At 73.2% G+C, this 21605-nt stretch carries 18 protein-coding genes and 1 tRNA gene; 8 read left to right on the top strand and 11 right to left on the bottom strand.

What is annotated here, in order from left to right; translation table 11 throughout:
- Positions 1 to 36 precede the first annotated feature (36 nt).
- Both FFG40_RS13255 and FFG40_RS13250 read left to right on the top strand, forming a co-directional pair.
- Positions 37 to 939: a siderophore-interacting protein gene (locus tag FFG40_RS13255; protein ID WP_260678878.1), complete on the top strand. Its 903-nt coding sequence runs from the start codon at positions 37 to 39 to the stop codon at positions 937 to 939.
- A complete protein-coding gene (locus FFG40_RS13250) occupies positions 939 to 1757 on the top strand; it encodes an ABC transporter ATP-binding protein (protein ID WP_138803616.1) in 819 nt (272 codons plus the stop codon). Before FFG40_RS13255 ends, FFG40_RS13250 begins: the two co-directional genes overlap by 1 nt.
- 428 nt (positions 1758 to 2185) lie before the next feature.
- Here the strand turns inward: FFG40_RS13250 and FFG40_RS13245 are convergent, their stop codons facing one another.
- The 5 genes from FFG40_RS13245 to FFG40_RS17380 all read right to left on the bottom strand — a co-directional run bounded on the left by FFG40_RS13245 (position 2186) and on the right by FFG40_RS17380 (position 7591).
- Positions 2186 to 2542, bottom strand: a complete 357-nt coding sequence (locus tag FFG40_RS13245; RefSeq protein ID WP_185974184.1) for a Fe-S oxidoreductase — start codon at positions 2540 to 2542, stop codon at positions 2186 to 2188.
- 2 nt (positions 2543 to 2544) lie between these two features.
- Positions 2545 to 3948 carry an NAD(P)/FAD-dependent oxidoreductase gene (locus FFG40_RS13240; RefSeq protein WP_027465800.1) on the bottom strand — a complete coding sequence of 468 codons (1404 nt, stop codon included), beginning with the start codon at positions 3946 to 3948 and terminating at the stop codon, positions 2545 to 2547.
- 55 nt (positions 3949 to 4003) lie between these two features.
- A complete protein-coding gene (locus tag FFG40_RS13235) occupies positions 4004 to 4825 on the bottom strand; it encodes an arginase family protein (protein WP_138803615.1) in 822 nt (273 codons plus the stop codon).
- 44 nt (positions 4826 to 4869) lie between these two features.
- A complete protein-coding gene (locus tag FFG40_RS13230; RefSeq protein ID WP_110859024.1) occupies positions 4870 to 5595 on the bottom strand; it encodes a PspA/IM30 family protein in 726 nt (241 codons plus the stop codon).
- 85 nt (positions 5596 to 5680) lie between these two features.
- The gene (locus FFG40_RS17380) at positions 5681 to 7591 is read right to left on the bottom strand and encodes a TPM domain-containing protein (protein WP_185974183.1); all 1911 of its coding nucleotides are present in this window, start codon (positions 7589 to 7591) and stop codon (positions 5681 to 5683) included.
- Positions 7592 to 7896: 305 nt separating this feature from the next.
- On the opposite strand from FFG40_RS17380, the gene FFG40_RS13220 reads away from it, so the two are divergent.
- Positions 7897 to 8100, top strand: coding sequence for a hypothetical protein (locus tag FFG40_RS13220; RefSeq protein WP_017885770.1), 204 nt, complete (start codon positions 7897 to 7899; stop codon positions 8098 to 8100).
- Positions 8101 to 8172: 72 nt separating this feature from the next.
- Entirely contained in the window at positions 8173 to 8727 is a 555-nt protein-coding gene (locus FFG40_RS13215; protein WP_138803613.1) for a 4'-phosphopantetheinyl transferase superfamily protein, read from the top strand.
- Here the strand turns inward: FFG40_RS13215 and map are convergent.
- The gene (gene map, locus FFG40_RS13210; RefSeq protein WP_027465797.1) at positions 8711 to 9478 is read right to left on the bottom strand and encodes a type I methionyl aminopeptidase; all 768 of its coding nucleotides are present in this window, start codon (positions 9476 to 9478) and stop codon (positions 8711 to 8713) included. The two genes, FFG40_RS13215 and map, sit on opposite strands and share 17 nt — an antisense overlap.
- A gap of 32 nt (positions 9479 to 9510) precedes the next feature.
- Between map and FFG40_RS13205 the strand changes: the two genes are divergently transcribed.
- Positions 9511 to 9780, top strand: coding sequence for a helix-turn-helix domain-containing protein (locus FFG40_RS13205; protein ID WP_138803612.1), 270 nt, complete (start codon positions 9511 to 9513; stop codon positions 9778 to 9780).
- Positions 9781 to 9822: 42 nt separating this feature from the next.
- Here FFG40_RS13205 and FFG40_RS13200 read toward each other — a convergent pair whose 3' ends face one another.
- From FFG40_RS13200 to FFG40_RS13180, 5 genes are all read right to left on the bottom strand, one after another.
- Entirely contained in the window at positions 9823 to 11142 is a 1320-nt protein-coding gene (locus FFG40_RS13200) for a M1 family metallopeptidase (protein WP_260678877.1), read from the bottom strand.
- 14 nt (positions 11143 to 11156) lie between these two features.
- On the bottom strand, positions 11157 to 15053 hold the full coding sequence (locus FFG40_RS13195; protein WP_138803610.1) for a Pls/PosA family non-ribosomal peptide synthetase: 3897 nt from the start codon (positions 15051 to 15053) through the stop codon (positions 11157 to 11159).
- A 44-nt stretch (positions 15054 to 15097) separates the two neighbouring features.
- The gene (locus FFG40_RS13190) at positions 15098 to 16159 is read right to left on the bottom strand and encodes a Gfo/Idh/MocA family protein (RefSeq protein WP_260678876.1); all 1062 of its coding nucleotides are present in this window, start codon (positions 16157 to 16159) and stop codon (positions 15098 to 15100) included.
- A 164-nt stretch (positions 16160 to 16323) separates the two neighbouring features.
- Positions 16324 to 16395 (bottom strand) — tRNA-Arg (locus tag FFG40_RS13185).
- A 505-nt stretch (positions 16396 to 16900) separates the two neighbouring features.
- Positions 16901 to 17476 carry a hypothetical protein gene (locus tag FFG40_RS13180; RefSeq protein ID WP_138803609.1) on the bottom strand — a complete coding sequence of 192 codons (576 nt, stop codon included), beginning with the start codon at positions 17474 to 17476 and terminating at the stop codon, positions 16901 to 16903.
- Between the two features lie 59 nt (positions 17477 to 17535).
- Between FFG40_RS13180 and argS the strand changes: the two genes are divergently transcribed.
- From argS to lysA, 3 genes are all read left to right on the top strand, one after another.
- On the top strand, positions 17536 to 19206 hold the full coding sequence (gene argS / locus FFG40_RS13175) for an arginine--tRNA ligase (protein WP_056068838.1): 1671 nt from the start codon (positions 17536 to 17538) through the stop codon (positions 19204 to 19206).
- Positions 19207 to 19336: 130 nt separating this feature from the next.
- Positions 19337 to 20092 (top strand): LmeA family phospholipid-binding protein, encoded by a 756-nt coding sequence (locus tag FFG40_RS13170; RefSeq protein WP_138803608.1) that lies wholly within the window; start codon positions 19337 to 19339, stop codon positions 20090 to 20092.
- 58 nt (positions 20093 to 20150) lie between these two features.
- Entirely contained in the window at positions 20151 to 21572 is a 1422-nt protein-coding gene (lysA, locus tag FFG40_RS13165; RefSeq protein ID WP_138803607.1) for a diaminopimelate decarboxylase, read from the top strand.
- Positions 21573 to 21605 lie beyond the last annotated feature (33 nt).

Genomic DNA, 21605 nt, shown 5'->3' with positions numbered 1-21605 from the left:
TGGAGACGTTAGGTAAGGCATGCCATACTCGATTCCGTGGCAACCCGGTATCGCGTCTTCTCCGTCCGCGTGGCCGCCGTCACGTCGCTCACCCCGAACTTCGTCCGGGTGACGCTGACGGGCGACGTGCTCGCCGACTTCTCCTCGGTCGGTCTCGACCAGCGGATCAAGATCGTGCTGCCCCTGCCCGGCATCGGCTTCTCCGAACTGCCGGAGGACGAGGACTGGTACGCCGCCTGGCGCGCGCTGCCGGACGAGACCCGCAACCCGCTCCGCACGTACACGGTCCGCTCGTTCCGGCCGGACGCCCGCGAGCTCGACATCGACTTCGTCGCGCACGGCGACACCGGTCCGGCGTCGCGCTGGGTGTCGGCCTGCCGCGTCGGTGACGAGCTGCGCATCGTCGGGCCGCGGGTCCCCGAGTCGCCGGAGGACCTGCCGACCGGGGCAGCCGAGTTCGCTCCCGGGCACGCGAACCGGATCCTGCTCGCCGGGGACGAGACCGCCGCACCGGCCATCTGCGCCATCCTCGAAGCCCTCGACGTCTCGACCGTCGGCCACGTCTTCATCGAGGTACCCACCGACGCCGACCGGTTGCCGGTCACCGCGCCCGCCGGGGTCGAGGTCCGCTGGATCGCCCGCAACGGCGCCACCCACGGGGTCCGGATGACCGACCAGGTGCACGCCTGGGCCTCCACCGTCGCGCCGTCGTCCGCCGCCGCGTGCGAGCCGGCCGCCGAGTTCACCGACGTCGACGTCGACGAGCAGGTGCTGTGGGACGTCCCCGCTCCGGTCGACGAGCGCCCCGTGTACGCCTGGATCGCTGGTGAGGCCGGCTGCGTCAAGGAACTCCGCCGCCACCTGGTGCGCGGCGTCGGCATCGACCGCAAGCAGGTCGCGTTCATGGGGTACTGGCGGCACGGCAAGGCCGAGCACTGATGTCGGCCGCGGGCACCGCGCTCGGTCCGGTCCCGACCACCGCGCTGGGGGCCCGCGGGCTGACCCTGGCCTACGACGACCGGGTCGTGGTGGACACGCTCGACGTCGACATCCCCGACGGCGAGCTGACGGTCATCGTCGGGCCCAACGCCTGCGGCAAGTCGACGCTGCTGAAGTCCTTCGCCCGCACCCTGAAGCCGCGTGCCGGCACGGTGTTCCTCGACGGGGCGCCGATCGACTCGTACCGCCCGAAGGCCGTCGCCCGGCGGGTCGGCATGCTCCCGCAGACCCCGATCGCCCCCGACGGCATCACCGTGCGTGACCTGGTGTCCCGGGGCCGGTTCCCGCACCAGGACCTGCTGCACCCGTCCTCCGGGTCCGACCGGCAGGCCGTGCAGGCCGCACTCGAGCAGACCGAGACGGTGGAACTGGCGGACCGGAGCGTCGACGAGCTCTCCGGCGGGCAGCGGCAGCGGGTGTGGATCGCGATGGTGCTCGCGCAGCAGACCGACATCGTGCTGCTCGACGAGCCGACGACGTTCCTCGACATCGCGCACCAGTACGACGTGCTCGAACTCGCCTCGGCGCTGCACGCCGCCGGTCGGACGGTCGTCGCGGTGCTGCACGACCTGAACCAGGCTGCGCGCTACGCCACCCACGTCATCGCGATGCGCGACGGGGCCATCGTCTCGGCGGGGGAGCCGGCATCGGTGCTCACCGCGGACCTCGTCGAGGACGTGTTCGGCCTGCCGTGCGTCGTCGTCCCCGACCCCGAGACCGGCACGCCCCTCGTGGTGCCGCGGCGGCGCGCGGCCTGAGGCGCGGGCGGCGCCGCCGCCGGGCTGCCGCGCTGGGCCGGCCTGCCGCCGAGTGGTCACGACACGTCGTGCGCCGGACGCCGTGTGGTCACGAACTGTCGGCTGGCGGCGCCGCAGGCGACGGTCTGCGACCGCTCGCCGCGCTCCCGGCGGGGTGTTGTGACCGGCGGGCGTGTGCAGTGGGGCGGGGCGCGCCGGCCGGGAGGCCCGTGGCGGGCCCGCCACGCGCCTCCCGGCCGTCGACCGGTCGCGTTTCGTCGCCTGGCGGGCCTGCCGCCGAGTGGTCACGACACGTCGTGGCCCGGGCGCCGTGTGGTCACGAACTGTCGGTTGGCGGCGCCGCAGGCGACGGTCTGCGACCGGTCGCCGCGGGGTCGGCGGGGTGTTGTGACCCCGCCGCACCGCACCCGCCCCCGCCCGCGCACCCGTCAGCGGTAGCCGCCGTCCTCCAGGCCGGCCTCGACCTCGAACCGGTTCCGCAACGGGTCCCGTCCGGCGACGGCGTAGAGCAGCGGCATGAGCATCCCGTACCGGCGCCACTGCTCGACGTGCACCCGCTCGTGCCGGAGCACCCGCGGGCCGTCGTTGTCGCGGGTCAGGTACACCGAACCGACGCAGGTGCCGCCGCGCCGGAAGACCCAGCGCGGCAGCCCCGTGCAGACCACGAGCCCGTCCTCCACCCGGACCCGCCCGGTCGACAGGGGGACGCCCACGGCGAGCCCGACGGCGGTCGCGAACACCCACCCCGCACGGGACACGGGGGAGTCGAGCAGCGGGTTGCGCACGCTCAGGCCGGGCGGCCGTACGTCTCGAGCAGGCGGAGCCAGATCTCGTTCATCGTCGGGTACGCCGGCACCGCGTGCCACAGGCGGTCGATCGGGACCTCGCCCACGACGGCGACGGTGGCGCCGTGCAGCATCTCGGCGACGTCCTGGCCGACGAAGGTGACGCCCACGACGACCCCGCGGTCCTCGTCGACGACCATCTTCGCGCGGCCCGTGTACCCGTCGGCCTGCAGGGAGGACCCGGCGATCGCACCGAGGTCGTACTCGACCGCGCGGACGTTCAGCCCCTGCTCGCGGGCCTTCGCCTCGGTCAGGCCGACGCTCGCGACCTCGGGGTCGGTGAAGGTGACCTGCGGCGAGGCGGCGTGGTCGGCGGTGGCGACGTGTGCACCCCACGGCTCGGTGTGCAGCGGCGTGCCCTGGTACCGGGCGGCGATCGCCTCGCCGGCGGCCCGCGCCTGGTACTTGCCCTGGTGGGTGAGCAGGACGCGGTGGTTGACGTCACCCACGGCGTACAGCCAGTCCGTGCCGTGCACGAGCATGGTGTCGTCGACGTCGAGCCAGTCACCCGCGGTCAGGCCGACGGTCTCGAGCCCGAGGTCACGCGTGTGGGCGGCGCGGCCGGTGGCGGCGAGCACCTCACTCGTGATGACCGTGGTGCCGTCGTCGAGCTCCGTGGTGACGAGACCGTGCTCGTCGCGGTCGACACGGACCGGGTTGACGCCGGTGCGGACGTCGACGCCGAGTTCGCGCAGGGAGTCGGCAACGAGTTCCCCGGCGAAGGGCTCCATGCCGCCGAGCAGACCGTGCCGGGCGACGAGGGTGACCTTCGCGCCGAGGGACGCCCACGCGGTCGCGAGTTCCGAGCCGGAGACGCCGCCGCCGATGACGAGCAGGCTCTCGGGGACCTGCTGGGCGCTGGTGCCCTCGCGGGTGCCCCACGGCTTCGCCTCGGCGAGACCGGGCACCGGGGGCAGCGTGTGCAGCGAACCGGTGACGACCGCGACGGCGGCGCGCGCGGTGTGCGTCTCGCCGTCGACGTCGATGGTCTTCGGGCCGGTGATGCGGGCGTGCCCGCGGATCAGGTCGATGCCGGCGGACTCGAGCCACGAGACCTGGCTGTCGTCCTTCCAGTCGGAGGTGAACGAGTTGCGGCGGGCGAGCACGTGTGCGGCGTCGAGCGTGCCGGTCACGGCCTGCTTCGCACCGTCGAGCCGCTTGGCGGCGGCGAGGGCGTGTCCGCTGCGCAGGAGCGCCTTCGAGGGCATGCACGCCCAGTAGGAGCACTCGCCGCCGACGAGCTCGGCCTCCACGATCGCGACCGACAGGTCGCGCTTCCTGGCGTAGTCCGCCACGTTCTCGCCGACAGCGCCGGCTCCGATCACGATGAGGTCGTAGTCCGTCATGCTGCCGAGCGTACGCGGACCGGCAGGGGGTCCGCCGGTCGCGTCGTGCCCGTGGTCAGCCCACCCGGGAGGCGCTGGTCACCGCTCCGACGACGCGCAGGATCACGCCGAGGTCGTCCACCGCCCGGTCCGGGTCGACGGGGGCGAATCCGGTGAGCGCGGCGCCGACGAGGCGGCGGCCGCGCGTCGCGGCCTGGATGCGCTCGACGAGCGCTGCGCCGTCGAGGCCGAACGGGACGGGTTCGAGGAGTCCGTCGACCTCGGACGGGTCGAGGACGTCGAGGTCGACGTGCACGAAGACCGATGCGGCACCGGTCCGCTCGACCGCTGCGGCGAGGGCGTCCGGGGTGGTGGCGTCGACGTCGAGGTGCACGATCCCGGCCTTGTCGAGGGCGGCCCGTTCGGCGTCCTCGACCCCGCGTACCCCGGCGACGACGACCGAGGACGCCGGCACCACGGGCAGGCCGGGGAACAGGTCGTCGGGGCGGTCGACCAGCAGGCGCAGGGCGGCGGTCTCGGCGGCGACGGGCTGGGCTCGGTTGAGCGCGCGGTAGCCGCTGGATCCGGAGATCCGGACGAACGCGGTGTCCGGTGCGAGGGCGGCGGTCGCACCGAGGACGCTGGCGCCGTCACCGCCGACGACGAGCACCGGTTCGGTGGCGACGGTGGTTTCCTCGGCGACGCGTTCGGCGACGGCGAGCACCGAGGTGTAGCGGGCGACGGCGGTCTCGAGGCGGTCACCCGCTCCGGCCGGGACGTCGACCACGGTGGTGGACGCCCGGGGGAGGTCGGCCGCGATCGCCGACGCGCCGTCCCCGAGCCGCATCGCGCGCGACGACGCCGAACCCTGCCACTGACCGACCACGAGGAAGTGCATCGTCTCAGTCTGTCAGCTGGGGTCCGGCGTCGTCAGGGCGTTCGTCAGATGCTCGAGGATCCGCCGGACTTCAGCGCGGCGAGCCGTGCCTCGACCTCGGCGTCCTTGCCGACGTCCTCGAGGCTCTCGAACTGGGCGTCGAGGCTGGACGACTGCAGCTCCTGCTGGCCGAGCACCTTCGCCTCTTCGCGGCGGACCTTCTCCTCGAAGCGACCGAGGTCGCTCGTCGGGTCGAGCACGTCGATGTTGCCGAGGGCGTCGTTGACGCGGGACTGCGCCTCGGCGGTCTTCGAGCGGGCGACGAGGTTGTCCCGCTTCGCGCGGAGCTGCTCGAGCTTCTGCTCCATGCCGGCGAGACCGGTCTTGAGCTTCTCGACGGCCTCGTTCTGCGACGCCAGGTTCGGCTCCGCGTCCTTGACCTCCTGCTCGGCGGCGATCTGCTTGCCGATCGCGATCTTGGCGAGGTTGTCGAACTTGTCCGCCTCGGCCGACTTGCCCTCGGAGCGGTACTTGTCGGCGGCGGCGGATGCGTTGGCGGCCTTCTGGCCCCACTCCACCGCGGCCTTCTTGTCCTCTTCGTGGTCCTGCTCGAGCAGGCGCACGTTGCCGATGGTCTGCGCGATCGCGGTCTTCGCGTCCGCGATGTTGTTCGTGTAGTCGCGGACGAGCTGGTCCAGCATCTTCTGCGGGTCCTCGGCGTCGTCGATGATCTGGTTGATGTTCGCGCGCACGAGGGTGGAGATGCGTCCGAAGATGGTCTGCTTGGCCATTGCTGTTCCCTTTCGTGGAAGTCCTGTGGACGGTGTTGTCGGGTCGGGTCGTGTCTGGTTCTGGGGACCGGGGGAGTCCGTCGGGTCAGAAGCGGCCGCCGCCGGAGAAGCCGCCGCCGCCGCCCCCACCGCCGCCTCCGCCGAAGCCGCCACCGCCGCCGAAGCCCCCGCCGCCTCCGCCGAAGCCGCCGCCCCCGAAGGAGCCGCCGCCGTAGCTGCCGCCGCGACCGCCGAGCAGGCCGCCGAGGACGAGTCCGGTGACGAGGCCGCCGAGCTGGGCACCACCACCGCCTCCGCCCTGGCCGCCACCCCAGCCGCCGAGGTCGTCGTTGGCGGCGTCCATCGCTGCGGCGGCGTACTGCTCGGCCGCGCGGGCGGCGTTGAGTGCCTGGCCGGGGTTGCTCGGGGCGAGCTCGACGGCGTCGTCGTAGGCGCGCTGGGCCTCGGACAGCCGGGTCCGGGCGGTCGGGCCGATGCCGCCGCGGTGCAGGGAGACGTAGTCGCGGGCCTGGCTGATCCGGTTCCGGGCGTCGCGCAGGGCCGCGTCGAGCGCCTGGGTGGCGCGCTGGCGCTGTTCCTCGGCACCCCGTGCCGCGGCGATCGCCTGGTCGATCTCGGTGTTCGCCCGGGTCAGCGCGTCGACGGCCGCCACGGGGTCCTTCGGGTCGAGCCCCTTGCGGAGCACGGCCTCGGCGCGGGTGACCGCGGCGGCGAGGTCTGGGCCGCCCGAGCGCAGGCTGCGGGCGGCGGCGACGTCGCCCTGGATGTCGATGCGCATCGCCTCGGCGCGGGCGGTGGCCTCGTCGAAGGACTGCTCGGCGGCGAGTGCGCCGTCGGTGAGCTGCTGCACCTGGGCGAGCGCGTGCTGGGCGTCGCGCACGGCGACGACCGCCTCGCCCTTGTCGCCGGCGGCGATGGAGGCGGTGGCGGCGTTCGAGCGTTCGGTGGCGAAGGCGAGCACCTGGTGGGCCTGGTCGACGTTGTTCGCCACGGTGGCGAGGGTGCGGCCGGTGTAGCGGGCGCGGACGCGGTCGAGTGCGGCGGCGGCGGCCCCGACCGATGCCGGTGCGGCGGCCACGGCCTGGGCGAGCGACGCGGCTGCGTCCTCGATGCCGTCCTCGAGCGAGCGGAGCTGGTCGAACGCCTCGGTCTGCTCCTCGATCGCGGCGTGGGCCCGTTCGCAGATGACGATGATCTGGTTCGCCCACTCGGCGCGCTGCTGGGGGGTGTCGGGGATCTCGTCGTCGAGTTGCTGCCGGATCGTGAAGGCCTTGCGGACCTCGCGCTGGGCGGCCTGCACGGCGTCGGCGAACGGCTTGGCGGCGTCCGGGCCGAACTGCGCGCTCGCGAACCCGACCTCTTGCTCGGCGGTGCGGAGTTCGTCGTCGATGGTGACCAGGGCGCCGCCGGCGGTGCGTTCGAGGTCGGCGAGCGAGGCTTCCTGCGCCTTCGTCGCTGCGGCGGTGCGGCGCTTGTTCCGGGTCCGGATGACCAGGACCACGACGATGAGCCCGACGACCACGACGAGCAGCAGGATCCACAGCCAGGTGAGGTCCACCGGGGCCTGCGACTGGGTCAGCCCGTCGGCGAAGGCCACGGCGGCGCCGGACCAGTCGCCCTGCTTGAGCTCGGGGAGCAGCGCGTCGTTGACGGCGTTCTCCACGTCGGACGAGGAGATCGCGGTCTCGTTCGTCTGCTGGACGTCGTAGTTGCGCTCGTCGACCGCGACCGAGAGCAGGATGCCGTCGGTGTCGATCTGGTTCTGCTCCATCACGGCCCGGCCCCACTCGGTGTGGTCGGTGGGGTCGGTGAAGGACGGCACGAACACGACGAACAGCTGCGTCTGGGTCTCGGAGTACAGGTCCTGCACGGCCTGCTCGACCTTCGACTGCTGGGATGCGGTCAGCGCGTCGGCCTCGTCGAGGACGTACGCGCCGTCCAGGTCGACGGGTGCCGTGGCGTGGGCGGTCGCTGCCGGAGCCAGGACGATGAGCATCGCGACCAGGGCCGCCGTTACACGGCTCCACAGCCGCGTTGTCCCCCTGTGCCCGCTCGATCCGTCCGTGCCCGATCCGTGCTGGACCGCTCGCATCCGTCCTCCGTCCGTCGCCGGTCGGTACCCCGCGGCACCGCACCGGACCGCGCCACGAGGGCGCTGTCGCCCGGAGTCTATCCAGGCCACGCAGGGGCACCGCCAGACTCTGGGGGAACGCTCCGGACCGTGCTTCCTGTGGACGTCTTGTCCCCCGTACCGGGGTATGCTGGCGCCACTGTTCGAGGATGAACGGAAGGGGAAGAACGATGGAACGCACCACGAGCACCGAGGTCGTCCCGCTCGAGGACGGCTACCACCGGGTGTCGACTCCGGCGACGGGTGTGATCGGCTTCGTGCGCGAGCACGACGGCCGCTACGAGGTCCTGCGCGGACGAGTTCGCCAGGCGACCCGCTCCGAGGGTCAGTACAGCACCATGAACGTCGCGCTCATCGCGCTGACGCACGCCTGATCCGCTCTGGGCGCGACCACACGACCGACGGGCGCTACCCGGGTCGGTGGGTCGCGCCTCCAGACCGTCACGGTGACGCTCCGGACGCCGGCTGCTGACCGCGCGGACGACCGGGAGGCCCTGGTCGCCGCCGTCGCGTCGGCGACCGGCGTCGAGCCGGTCGCGGTGCGCGCGGGGCGCGTCTGCCCGCACTGCGCGGGGACCGACCACGGTCGTCCGTGGGCGACCGTCGCGGGCACCGCGGTGGGCGTGAGCCTGGCGCGCGCACCGGGGGTCGTCGCCCTCGCGGTCGGGCCGTCGGCGCTCGGCGTCGACGTCGAACGGGTGTCGCGGGTCGCTGCCGCACCGCTCGACGTCTTCACCCCGGATGAACTCCGTCGCGCCGACGGAGACCCGGCGCTCCTCGCCGCCGCGTGGGCGGCCAAGGAGGCCGTGCTGAAACGCGACGGTCGCGGGCTGCGCGTCGACCCGCTCGCGGTCGAGGTCGACGTTGCCGCCGGAACCGCCCGGTTCGAGGGTGTCGGACAACCGCTCACCGTGCTGTACCCCGCGCCGGACGTGGTGCTCGTCGTCGCGGCGGGTGGCCTGTCCGTCGAGGTGGTCGGGACGGTCAGCGGGGGAGCGTGAGCACCTCGGCGCCGTCCTCGGTGATCGCGATGGTGTGCTCGGTGTGGGCGGTCCGCGCTCCGGTGGCACTCCGCAGCGTCCACCCGTCGGCGTCGGTGACCAGGACGTCGGTGTCCGCCATCACCCACGGTTCGAGCGCGAGCAGGAGTCCGGGTCGGAGCGTGTAGCCGCGGCCGGGGCGCCCGGTGTTCGACACGTGCGGGTCCTGGTGCATGGTCGAGCCGATGCCGTGCCCGCCGAACTCCACGTTCACCGGGTAGCCCGCGGCTTCGAGGACCGTGCCGATCGCATGGGACAGGTCACCGATGCGGGCGCCCGGTCCGGCGGCGGCGATGCCCGCGGCCAGCGCGCGTTCGGTGGCGTCGATGAGGGCGAGGTCCTCGGGGCGCGGGGTGCCGACGACGAAGCTGATCGCGGCATCGGCGGCGATGCCGTCCAGGGACACCGCGAGGTCGAGGGTGAGCAGGTCCCCGTCGTGCAGCACCCGGTCGTGCGGCAGCCCGTGCAGCACCGCGTCGTTCACGGCCGTGCAGATGTGGTGGCCGAACGGACCGCGGCCGAACGAGGGCGCGTAGTCGACGTAGCAGGAGTCGGCGCCGGCGGCCTCGATCATCTGCTTCGCCCACCGGTCGATCTCGAGCAGGTTCGTGCCGACGCGGGTGCGTTCGCGCAGGGTCTGCAGGATCGTGCCGACGAGGGCTCCGGTGGCGCGGCCCTTGTCGACCTCGGCGGGGGTCAGGATCTCGATCACGCGGATGATCATACCGGTATTACTATGTGGTCATGGTCCGTCTCCCACTCCGCCCCGACGAGGTCGCGCGCGGTCGTCGCCTCGGTGCACTGCTCCGTCGTGCCCGTGGTCCGCGGTCGATCGTGGACACCGCCCTGGCCGCGGGGATCTCGCCGGAGACGCTCCGGAAGATCGAGACCGGCCGCATCGCGACGCCGGCGTTCTCGACGATCGCGTCGGTCGCGGGCGTGGTCGGACTGTCGCTCGACGCGGCGTGGTCCGAGGTCAGCTGCGACCCGGCCGACGGCGAGCTGGCCGGCTAGTCGACGCGGCGGCGTCGCGAGCTGGTCGACGCGGCGGCGGAGCTAGCCAGCGGGCAGCGTCGGCACCGACGCCTCGTCGATCCAGGGTCCGGTCACCGCCCGGACGTCCGCGACGGAGCGGCCGGTGGCGTCCGCGAACGCACGGAGCACGTCGGGCACGGTGACGGATCCGTGCCGGTGCCGCTCGGTGATGCTCCGCAGCCCGGTGAAGAAGGCGTCGTCGCCGATCGTGCGGCGGACGGCGTGCAGGGCGAGGGCGCCGCGCTTGTAGACGCGGTCGTCGAACATGTCCTTCGCGCCCGGGTCGCCGACCACCAGGTCCTCCGGCTGCTCGAGCAGTCCCTGCCGGTACCGCTCGGCCAGCTGGTCGGCGGTGTCGTCGCCGCGGTCCTCGGACCACAGCCACTCGGCGTAGCAGGCGAACCCCTCGTGCAGCCAGATGTCCTGCCACCGGGTGACCGTGACGGAGTTGCCGAACCACTGGTGGGCGAGCTCGTGGGCGATGAGGCGGTCGGTGCCGTGTTCGCCGTCGACGTGGTTCCGGCCGAACACCGCCAGGCCGTGGGCCTCGAGCGGGATCTCCAGGTCGTCGTCGGTCACCACGACGCCGTACGCCGCGAACGGGTACGGGCCGAACCGGTCACCGAACAGCGCCAGCATCTCCGGCATCTGGCCGAAGTCGGTCTTCGCGGCGGCGGCGAGGTCGGCGGGGTGGTGCAGCGTGACGGGGACCCCGCTCGTGCGCAGCTTCGTGGTGCGGTACCGGCCGATCTGGACGGTCGCCAGGTAGGTCGCCATCGGCTCGGTGGTGGCGTAGGTCCAGCGGGTGCCGACGCGGTCGCGCTCCTTGGCGAGCAGCTCCCCGTTCGCCAGGACGTCGTACGCCGCCTCGGCCGCGATCTCGATCCGGTACGTGGCCTTGTCGTCGGGGCGGTCGTTGCACGGGAACCACGACGGCGCTCCCGTGGGCTGCGCGGCGACGATGACGCCGTCGGACAGTTCTTCCCAGCCGAGCTGCCCCCACGCGCTCCGGACGGGGTGCGGGGTGCCGCGGTACCGCAGGTGCACGCTGAACACGGTGTCGGCGGCGATGGGGTCGGCCGGGGTGACCGTCACCTTGTGGGTCGCGGTCGAGACCTTCTTGGCCCGGCGTCCGTCGACGTCGACCCGGTCGACCGTGAGCCCGTGCAGGTCGATCACGACCCTGTCGAGCGGCTCCAGGGCGCGTGCGGTGATCGTGGCGGTGCCGTCCAGGCGGTTCGTGGCGACGCGGTAGTCGAGACGGAGCTCGTAGTGCTCGGCGCTCCACCGTCGGTCGCCGCTGTGCGGGGTGTACGGGTCTGCGGCGGGATCGGAGGGCACGGGGACAGTCAACCTCATGGCGCCGGTGGGGCGGTCACCGAGGGGGCTGCCGATGTCCACGGAGCGATCGGGTTGCCGGACCAGCGGGAGCCCGTCGGTACCTGCTCGCCCCGCATCACGAGCGAGGACGGCCCGACGGTCGCCCCGGCACCGATGCCGGCCGCCGGCAGGACCACGCTGTGCGGCCCGAGCGTCGCACCCGCGTCGATCCGGACGGTGTCGAGCTGCATCACGCGGTCGTGGAACAGGTGTGTCTGCACGACCGTCCCGCGCGCCACCGACGCCCCGGAGCCGATCGTGACCAGGTCGGCCTCGGGCAGCCAGTACGTCTCGAGCCAGGTGCCGCGGCCGATCGTCGCACCGAGGCTCCGCAGCCAGACGGCCAGCGCGGGGGTGCCGGTGGCCTGCTCGGCGAACCAGGGGCGCGCGACGGTCTCGACGAACGTGTCCTGCACCTCGTTGCGCCACACGAACGACGACCACAGCGGGTGCTCCCGGGCGGTGATCCGGCCGACGAACGCCCACTTCGCGATCGTCGACACCACGGCGGCGACCGCACCGGCGGCGATGAGCACCGGCCCGGCGAGCAGCACCGTCCACCCGATCCCGACGGCCGACCACAGCGCCAGCAGGGCTCCGGCCACGCCGAGCGCGATGGCGGCGGAGACCATCGGGGCCACCAGGCGCAGCAGCTCCCAGCAGCCGCGGGCGACCTTGAGCCGCCTGGACGGGCGGAACGTGCGCGCCTCGTCGAACTCCGTCGCCGCACGCCGCAGCCGCACCGGGGGCGACCCGAGCCACGACGACCCGCGCTTGGCCTTCTTCGGCACCGCGGACAGCACCGCCACCAGGGCCTCACGTGGCACCGAGCGTCCGGCGCCCGTCATCCCGCTGTTGCCGAGGAACGCCCGACGGCCGACCTTCGAACGACCGATCCGCACCCGACCGCCGCCGAGCTCGTACGTCGCCACCATCGTGTCGTCGGCCAGGAACGCCCCCGACGCGATCTGCGTCAACGCCGGGATGAGCAGCACCGTCGAGATCTCGGTGTCCCGACCGACCCGGGCACCGAGCAGCCGCAGCCACACCGGCGTCACGAGCGAGGCGTACAGCGGGAACAGCAGGGTGCGCGCCGCGTCGAGCACCCGCTCGGTCGACCACACCTGCCAGCCGATCCGGGAGCGCACCGGGTGCCGCCCCTCGTGCAGGCCGATGCCGAGCAGCCGCACCGCGACCACCACCAGCAGCGCGTACACCGCACCGGCGACGACCGTCGCCAGGGGGACCGTCACCAGCGCACGGAGCACCGCGTCGCCCAGGGTCGACGCACGCCCGACCAGGGCGAGGGCGACCAGCAGTCCGACCGCGACACCGGCCACCGGCAACCCGGCCACGGCCAGGGACCCGGCCCCGTACGCGAGCAGCCAGCGTCGACGGGTCGCGGGACGGGCCTCCCGGTCGTCACGAGCCGACCCGGTGCGCTCCGCCGGCGCCCCCGCCCAGCGTTCGCCAGCGGGCACCGTGCCGCCGACGGCGGAACCCGCCGTGATCTCGGCACCCGCACCGACGTGCGCCCCCGGCAGCAGCGTCGTCCGGCTGCGCACCACGGCGTCCTCGTCGACACGGACGTGCCCCAGGTGGAACACGTCGCCGTCGAGCCAGTGCCCGGCCAGGTCGACCTCGGGCTCGATCGACGCACGCTTGCCGATCGTGAGCATCCCCGTCACCGGCGGCAACGTGTGCAGGTCGACGTCCCTGCCGATCCGCGCACCGAGCGCCCGGGCGTAGTAGCTGATCCACGGGGCACCCGCCGTCGAGGGGCCGTCGACCGCCTCGGCGATGCGCTCGGCCAACCACACCCGCAGGTGCACCGAACCACCGCGGGGGTACGACCCCGGCCGGACCCCGGCGAGCAGCAGCCGCGCCAGCACCACCGTCAGCGCCATCTTGCCGATCGGCGTCACGAACACCAGGAGCGCCAGCACCAGCACCGGCCAGGGCAGCACCGGCAGGAACGGCAGCGTCGTCGCGTGCAGCACCGCAGCCACCAGGGCCGTCCACGTCAGCACCCGCAACCCCCGGAGCACCTGCACCGGCAGCCCGAGCAGCGTCATCAGCAACCCCGTCGCCGGCGGCACCGGCGTGACGTCACGCGACGACGCCTCGACCGGGCCGGACTCGTCCAGCGCCGCCGCCAACGCCCCGATCCGCGGGTGGTCGTACACGTCCGCCACCGTCGTCGTCGGGAACCGCTCGCGGATGGCCGACACCAGCTGCGCCGCCGTCAACGACCCACCGCCGTGCGCGAAGAAGTCGTCGTCGACGCTCGCCACCGGCACCCCCAGGATCGCCGACCACCGCTCGGCGATCCACGCCACCGTGTCCGGCAGCATCGCCGCGTCCGAGGCCCCCGGCAACGGCCACGGCAGCGCGGCACGGTCGACCTTGCCCGACGTCCGCGTCGGCAGCGACTCCACCACGGCCACCAATGGCACCAGTGCCGCCGGCAGCTCCTGCCGCAACCGGGCGTTCGCCGCAGCCACGTCCACCGTCGCCCCGGCCACCGGGGCCACGTACCCGACCAGCACCTGGTTGCCCGCCGGGGTCCGCTGCACCACCGCGGCACCACCCGCCACGTCGTCCAGGGCCTGCAGCGCCGCATCGATCTCGCCGAGCTCGATCCGCCGGCCACCGAGCTTCACCTGGTCGTCCGCACGCCCCTGGAACACCAGCCCCTCGGGCTCGTACCGCACCAGGTCCCCGCTCCGGTACGCCCGCTCCCACCCGAGCTCCGGGAACGGCGCGTACTTCTCCGCGTCCTTCGCCGGGTCGAGGTACCGCCCCAGCCCGACCCCGCCGATCACGAGCTCACCGACGCCGCCCGGCTCCACCCGCTGTCCGGCACCGTCCACCACGGCAAGGTCCCACCCGTCCAGCGGCAACCCGATCCGGATCGGCTGGCTCCCGTCGAGCAGGGACCCGCACGCCACCACCGTCGCCTCGGTCGGCCCGTACGTGTTCCACACCTCACGGTCACGACTCGCGATGCGCGCCGCCAGCTCCGGTGGGCACGCCTCACCACCGAAGATCACCAGCCGCACCTGCTCCAGCGCATCGTCAGGCCACAACGCCGCCAGCGTCGGCACCGTCGACACCACCGTGATCGTGTGCGCGATGAGCCACGGCCCCAGGTCCACCCCCGTCCGCACCAACGACCTGGGCGCCGGCACCAACGCGGCACCGTGCCCCCATGCCAACCACATCTCCTCGCACGACGCGTCGAACGCCACGCTCAGCCCCGCCAGCACCCGGTCACCCGGACCGATCGGCGCCGCCTGCAGGAACATCCGCGCCTCGGCGTCCACGAACGCCGCAGCACTGCGGTGCGTGACCGCCACACCCTTCGGCACCCCGGTCGACCCGGACGTGAAGATGATCCACGCGTCGTCGGTCTCGCGGGGGAGCTCGGCGCTCGCCGGAGGGTCCGTCACCGGCAGCTCGGCGCCGGCACGGTCCCGCAGGACGCCGCCTGCGCCGATCACCCCGACGACACCGGCCTCGCCGAACACCAGGGTGGCGCGCTCCTCGGGGTCGTCGGCGTCGACCGGCACGTACGCCGCTCCGGCGGCGAGGACGGCGAGGATCGACAGGTACAGGTCGCGCCCGCCGGAGGGGATCCGCACCCCGACCCGGTCGCCCCGTCGGACACCGCGGCGGGCCAGGTCGTCGGCCTGCGCGCGCACGAGGTCGAGCAGGGCGGCGTAGTCGACACTGCCGGCGGGGTCCTCGAGGGCGGTCGCGTCCGGGTGGGTCGCCGCGGTCGCCGCCAGGACGTCGAACAGGGTCCGTGGGGCGGGTGCGTCGCCGCCGCGGGCGAGTTCGAGCTGCGCGTTCCCGGTGCCGATGGTCATCGAGGCCTCTTCCCGGTCGCGTGCGGGACGACCGGCCCGCGATCCTAGAGGGTCGAGGTGTCCTGCTCGGGAACGGACGGTGCCGCACCGGTCGGGCCGAGCGCCGCGCGTGCCGCGTCGAGCGCCGTGGCGATCCCGATCGAGTCGTCCAGCGAGTGCACCGGCGACTCCGTGCGGCCGTCCGCCACGTACTGCGCGAGCGCCGCCGCCTGCCACACGAGTCCGTGACGGCCCCGCAGCCCCGTCGGCTCTGCCCAGTGGTCCTCCCCACCCGGGTGGTGCACCGCGAACGACGCGGGGAAGACGAAGTGGTCGGTGTACCGGACCGTGGCCCGGGTCCCGGCGATCACCGCCAGCCCCGGCGTCCACGCCGTCATCGACGTGGTCACCACCGACTGCGCGCCACCCTCCGCCGTCGACACCGTGACGGACTGGAGGTCCACCCCGCGATCCGAGACCGCTCCCGTCGTACTGCTGGTCACCGGGGCGCCGGTGGCGAACCGTGCGAACCAGTGCCCGTACACACCGGCGTCGAGGAGGGCACCCCCGCCGGCGGCGGGGTCGAACATCCGGTCCGCCGGGTCCGGGTCGTGCGGCCACCCGACGTCGACCGTCGCGAGCCGGACGTCGCCGAGGACCCCGTCCGCGAGCAGACGGGCGACGACGGTGGTGCCCGGCAGGTACCGGGTCCACATCGCCTCCATCGCGAGGACACCCGCGGCCCGTGCGGCGTCGGCGAGGGTGCGGGTGTCCGCCGACGAGGTCGTCATCGGCTTCTCGACGAGCACGTGCTTGCCGGCGGCGATCGCGAGTAGTGCGTGCCCGAGGTGCTGCGGGTGCGGCGAGGCGACGTACACCACCTCGACGGCGGGGTCCGCCACGAGGGCCTCGTACGAGCCGTGCACCCCGGGGACGCCGTGGCGGGCGGCGAAGGCCGCGGCACGCTCGGGGGAGCGGGAGCCCACGGCGACGACGCGCTGGTCGGAGTTCGCGTGCAGCGTCGTCGTGAAGTCGTTCGCGATCTCCCCGGGACCGATCACACCCCACCGCAGCACGGGTCCGCCCCGCAGTGCGTGGACCTCGGGCTCCGGGAGCGTCATCGTCATGCCCGAACGCTACCGGGCGGGCGCGTTGCACGCCGTCGAGGCACCCAGCCACGAGACCGGCGACGAACCCGGAGGAGTCTCAACGGGGAGAGGTCGCCGCAGGCGACATCGCGCGCAGCTGACTGAGCGAAGCGAAGACAACTGCTTGCGCGGAGATGTGACTGTGCCCCCAGGAGGATTCGAACCTCCGCCCCTGCCTCCGGAGGGCAGTGCTCTATCCCCTGAGCTATGGGGGCCAAGGGGTGTCAACAACCGTAGCAGGTCCGGCGGGTGGTCCTGGACAGCGCGTGTCGCGCCGTGGACGTCACGACGGGCGGCTTGGAGGCGCGGTGCGGGCCCGCCACGGGCCTCCCGTCCGCACCGTGCGAGCGTCGCGATCCGGTGCGAGGTTCCGTGTCCCGTGCGGCGCTGCAAGCGCGCACCACGCGCGCAACCGCGCACGGGGCGGCCGACTCGGCACCGTGCGTCCGTCGCGATCCCGTGCGAGGTTCCGCGTTCCGTGCAGCGCTGCAGACACGCACCGCGCGCGCAACCTCGCACTGGACGGCGGACCCCGCACCGTGCGTGGTCGCCGCCGGCCGGGAGGCGCGGTGCGGGCCTGCCACGGGCCTCCCGTCCGCACCGTGCGTCCGTCGCGATCCCGTGCGAGGTTCCGTGTCCCGTGCGGCGCTGCAGACACGCACCACGCGCGCAACCTCGCACGGACGGCGGCCCCGCACCGTGCGTGTCCGCAGTGCCGCGTCAGCCCGCGGGCGTGGCCGTCGCCGACGCGGACGGTTGCAGCGCTGCCCGCACCGCGTCGACGACGGGCTGCGCCCCACCTGGTTCGGTGAACAGCGTCGACTGCGCGGTGATCCAGTACGGGTCGGCGAAGGCGTCGGCCCGGCCGACGTCGCCGCTCAGGGCGAAGTACCCCTCCACGCGGTAGGTGGGGACGGACCCGCCCCGCTCGTACAGGGCGTCCTTCAAGTTGGTGAGCGACTTCTCAGGCAGGTCGGCCACCGCGAGCGTGATCGTCGTGGCCTCCGCGCCGGTGCTGACGAACCGGCACACGCGACCCTGCTGCTTCGCGATGGTCGCAGCGGGGGAGCCCTTCGCCGGGGTGAAGGAGTCGTCGAGCTCGAAGGTCTGCCCGTACACCGACAGCGCGCTCGTCGGCAGGAGCTCTGCGCAGGTCTCTGACACCGGCTTGCCCGCCGGGGTCGCGGTGGCCGACGGGGTGCTGTCCCCGCCGCCCGAGCACCCGGCGAGCACGACGGCTGCGGCGGTGGTGAGGGTGGCGACGGTGAGCGCCCGGGCACGGCTGCGGGGGGTCATCCCGACATGATGCTGCATCGACCGGTGCGGACCTGGGCGTCCCGGTAGGATCGGTCCTCGTGACTCCTGCCGAACTCTCCGCCGCGTACCTGTCGATCCTGACCGGGATCGTCGAGCGCCGAGGCGCGTCCGAGACCGTGACGATCGAGGAGTCCCACGTGGTGCTCGAGCGTCCGAAGAACCGCGCCCACGGCGACTGGGCCTCGAACGCCGCCATGCAGCTCGCGAAGCGGCTCGGCACGAACCCGCGCGAGCTCGCGACCGAGATCGCCGGCGAGCTGACCGAGCTCGACGGTGTGGACTCGGTCGACGTCGCCGGCCCCGGCTTCATCAACATCACGCTCGAGGCCGCCGCCGCGGGTGAGATCGCGCGCACCATCGTGGACGGCGGCGAGTCCTTCGGTACCGGCGACCTGTACGACGGCGTCCGGATCAACCTGGAGTTCGTCTCCGCCAACCCCACCGGCCCGATCCACATGGGCGGCGTCCGCTGGGCCGCAGTCGGCGACAGCCTGGCCCGCGTGTTCCAGGCGCAGGGCGGACTCGTCACCCGCGAGTACTACTTCAACGACCACGGCGCGCAGATCGACCGGTTCGCCCGCTCCCTCGTCGCCAGCGCACTCGGTGAGCCCACGCCCGAGGACGGCTACGGCGGCGCCTACATCGCCGAGATCGCGGCACGGGTCATCGCGACCCTCGAGCCGGGCATCGACGTCCGCGACCTGCCGCGCGACGAGGCGCAGGAGCTCTTCCGTCGCGAGGGCGTCGACTTCATGTTCGCGGACATCAAGTCGTCGCTGCACGACTTCGGCGTCGACTTCGACGTCTACTTCCACGAGAACGCCCTGCACGAGTCGAAGGCCGTCGAGCGTGCCATCGCCCGACTGCGGTCGGCCGGCGTGATGTACGAGGCCGAGGGTGCCGAGTGGCTGCGCACGACCGACTTCGGCGACGACCGCGACCGCGTCGTCATCAAGTCGGACGGCGAGCCCGCGTACATCGCCGGCGACCTGGCGTACTACCTCGACAAGCGCGAGCGCGGGTTCGAGCGGAACCTGATCATGCTCGGCGCCGACCACCACGGCTACGTCGGCCGGATGATGGCGATGTGCGCCGCGTTCGGGGACGAGCCGGGCAAGAACCTCGAGATCCTGATCGGGCAGATGGTCAACCTGCTCAAGGACGGCGAACCGATGCGCATGTCGAAGCGCAACGGCACCATCGTCACGATGGAGGACCTCGTCGACGCCGTCGGTGTCGACGCCGGCCGGTACGCCCTGGTCCGGTTCGCCAGCGACACCGCGATCGACATCGACCTCGACCTGCTCACCAAGCGCACGAACGACAACCCCGTCTTCTACGTGCAGTACGCCCACGCCCGCACGCAGTCGGTGGCTCGGAACGCCGCGGCGGCCGGGGTCGACCGGTCCGTGTTCGACGCCTCGCTGCTGACCCACGAGTCCGAGAGCGCGCTGCTCGGAGCCCTCGCCGAGTACCCGCGGGTGGTCCGGCACGCCGCCGAGCTGCGCGAGCCGCACCGCATCGCGCGGTACATCGAGCAGCTGGCCGGCCTGTACCACCGCTGGTACGACTCCTGCCGTGTCACGCCCCTCGGTGACGAGCCCGTGACCGACCTGCACCGCACGCGCCTGTGGCTGAACGACGCCACCGGGCAGGTCGTCCGCAACGGCCTCGGCCTGCTCGGCGTTTCGGCGCCGTCCCGCATGTAGCGGCACTCCTTCCGCAAAACACCGGTGTTCGCGCACCGAACACCCGCATTCCGCGGTGTCGAGCGCGAACACCGGTGTTTTGCATCCCGGCCGCAGCTGGGCCGCAGACCGGACTGGCAGGGTAGGACGCATGCCCGCAGCCACCGAACGCCCCACCACGCGCCGCCGCTGGCCCGTCGTCCTGCTCGTGGTCGTCGTCGTGCTCGCCGCCCTCGTCGTGCTCGCCGAGTTCGTGCTGCGCGGCGTCGTCGACCGGATCATCGCCCAGCAGGTCGAGCAGTCGCTGCCCGACGGCACGACCGGCGAGGTCGACGCCCACGCCGAGGGCATCGTCATCCCGCAGCTCATCAGCGGCACGCTCGACCGCGTCGAGATCTCCTCGGCGAAGCTCACGGTCGACGGCATCCCGCTCGCCGCCGACGTCACCGCGCAGGACGTCCCGGTGGACGGCAAGGGCGACGTCCGCGACGTCGACGGCACGGTCACCCTGGCGTCGTCGAGCGTCAAGGACCTGGCGAAGTACAGCCCGCTGTTCGACCGGCTGAACCTGGTCGACGGCGGCGTCGAACTGACGGGGTCGTCGTCGGTGCTCGGCTACGACATCACCTACGCCGCCAAGGGGGCCGTCGTCGCGCAGGACGACGGCCGCGGAATCACCATCACCCCGGAGAGCGTCCGGATCACGAACTCCGACCTCGGCCTCAAGGTCGACTCGATCCCGGGCGTCACCGGCGTCCCGGTGCAGGTCTGCACCGCGCAGTTCCTGCCCGAGGCGCTCCGGGTGCGCTCGCTCGACGTGTCGAAGTCGGACGCGACGGTCCGGATCACCGCGGACGCGCTGCCGCTCAACGAGGACGGCCTGCGGACCGTCGGCAGCTGCGGCTGAGCGGACGGGTGCGTAACGCGGCCTGGAGGAACGGCTCGCGTCGGTAGGATCGGGTCCCGTGAGCGAGAACCCCCTTGCACCGCCGCGGCTGCGGTTCCCGACGGACGCCTCCGAACTGGTGGACCGCATCTGGCCCGCGTCCGCGACGCGGACCGACGACGGCACCCTGGCGATCGGTGGCATCAGCGCGACGGACCTGGTGGCGCAGTTCGGCACGCCCCTGTACGTCGTCGACGAGCGTGACGTCCAGTCCCGCGCAGTCCGCGTGCGGAACGCGTTCGCCGAGGCGTTCGAGCGCATCGGCAGCCACGCGCACGTCTACTACGCCGGCAAGGCCTTCCTGACGACGCAGGTCGTCGCGTGGATGGCCGAGGCCGACCTGCGCGTGGACGTCTGCACCGCCGGTGAGCTCGCGGTCGCCCTGGCCGGCGGCATCGACCCCGGCCGGCTCGGCTTCCACGGCAACGACAAGTCCGACGCCGAGATCGCCCGCGCGGTCGAGGTCGGCATCGGCACGATCGTGCTCGACAGCCACGAAGAGGTGCAGCGCGTCGCCCGTGCCGCCGCCGACGCCGGGGTCGTGCAGCGCGTCCGCATCCGGATCAACACCGGCGTGCACGCGTCCACCCACGAGTACCTGGCGACCGCTCGCGAGGACCAGAAGTTCGGCATCCCGCTGTCCGAGGCCGTCGAGGCCGCGGCAGCCGTCCGCGCCGAGCCCTCGCTCGCCTTCGTCGGGCTGCACTCGCACATCGGTTCGCAGATCTTCGACGACGCCGGCTTCCGCGAGGCCGCACGCCGACTGATGGACGTGCACGCGACGCTCGTGGCCTCCGGTCCGGTGCCCGAGCTGAACCTCGGCGGCGGCTGGGGGATCGACTACACCGAGGCCGACTCGGCCTTCGCCCCCGAGGACGTCGCCGAGGCACTGGCGACGATCATCGGCGAGGCCTGCGCCGAGCGCGGCATCCCGGTGCCGGACATCGCCGTCGAGCCGGGCCGCTACATCATCGGCCCGCCCGGGGTGACGCTCTACCGCGTCGGCACGATCAAGCCGGTCACGCTCGAGACCGACGACGGCGGCAGCGCGACGCGCACGTACGTCTCGGTCGACGGCGGGATGAGCGACAACATCCGTCCTGCCCTGTACGGCGCCGACTACACGGCCCGGCTCGCCCGCACCTCCGACGCCCCGGCGGTGCTGAGCCGCGTCGTCGGCAAGCACTGCGAGAGCGGCGACGTCGTGGTGGACGACGAGTACCTGCCCGGCGACGTGCAGCGCGGCGACCTGCTGGCCGTCGCGGCCACCGGTGCCTACTGCTGGGCGCTGTCGAGCAACTACAACCACGTGGGCCGCCCGCCGGTCGTCGCCGTCGCGGACGGCACAGCCCGTATCCTCGTGCGGGGCGAGACGATCGACGACCTCCTCGCCCGTGACACCGGGGTCGCCGCCGTGCCCGCCGACGGCACCGGCCGCTGACCCCCGACCCGACCGGGTCCGCCCACCCCGCAG

This window comes from Curtobacterium sp. KBS0715 (assembly GCF_005938005.2).
Lineage (GTDB): Bacteria > Actinomycetota > Actinomycetes > Actinomycetales > Microbacteriaceae > Curtobacterium > Curtobacterium flaccumfaciens.
The sequence above is the reverse complement of the archived record's forward strand: the minus strand, read 5'-3'. Positions and strand labels throughout refer to the sequence as shown.